Here is an 850-nt window from a genome sequence, read left to right on the forward strand (position 1 = left end):
GCTGTGCCGCGGTATGAGATACCCGAATTGCGACATGAGAGCGCTATTCATGATATCGATTAATTAACTTTAGCGACACGTGGATATCCCGCGGGCCCGGAGCGGTCCCGCAAGATACCACGGGCGCACGGCGGATGCCTTGGCACAGGGAGCCGATGAAGGACGCGGCAAGCTGCGATAATCCCCGGCGAGGAGCACACATCCTTCGACCCGGGGGTCTCCGAATGGGCGAACCCATCCGTAGCAGTACGGATATCCCCGGCCTGAACGCATAGGGCCGGGGAGGACAACCCGGGGAACTGAAACATCTAAGTACCCGGAGGAGAGGAAATCAATCTCGAGACTCCCCGAGTAGCGGCGAGCGAAAGGGGACCGATGGCCAAACCGTCGAGCGGGCGTACCCGGCAGGGGTTCCGCCGGCGGGGTTGCAGGGCCGCGCATCCGGGGGCTGCCGCCCCCGGGCGCAGGTCCGGCTGGGGAGCGGAACGGCATGGGAGGGCCGGCCGCAGCGGGTGACAGCCCCGTACGCGAACCCAGACCGGACGGCGCGACGCGGTCCCTGAGTAGGGCCGGGCACGTGAAACCCGGTCCGAACCTGGGTGGACCACCATCCAAGCCTGAGTACTACCCTGTGACCGATAGCGCACCAGTACCGTGAGGGAAAGGTGAAAAGCACCCCGGGAGGGGAGTGAAACAGTACCTGAAACCGTGCGCCCACGAGCAGTCGGAGCACCTTTATGGTGTGACGGCGTGCCTTTTGTAGAATGAGCCAGCGAGTCGCTGGCGCGGGGCGAGGTTAACCGAAAGGGAGCCGGAGCGAAAGCGAGCCTTAACAGGGCGACTTGAGTCC

1 rRNA gene is annotated in these 850 nt (G+C 64.4%); it reads left to right on the forward strand.

Annotated features, from left to right (window positions below):
* Positions 1-107: 107 nt before the first annotated feature.
* Positions 108-850 (forward strand): 23S ribosomal RNA (locus tag ACTQWD_RS08710); the annotation flags it as partial.

The organism is Collinsella sp. LCP19S3_B6 (assembly GCF_052121815.1).
Taxonomy (GTDB): Bacteria; Actinomycetota; Coriobacteriia; order Coriobacteriales; family Coriobacteriaceae; genus Collinsella.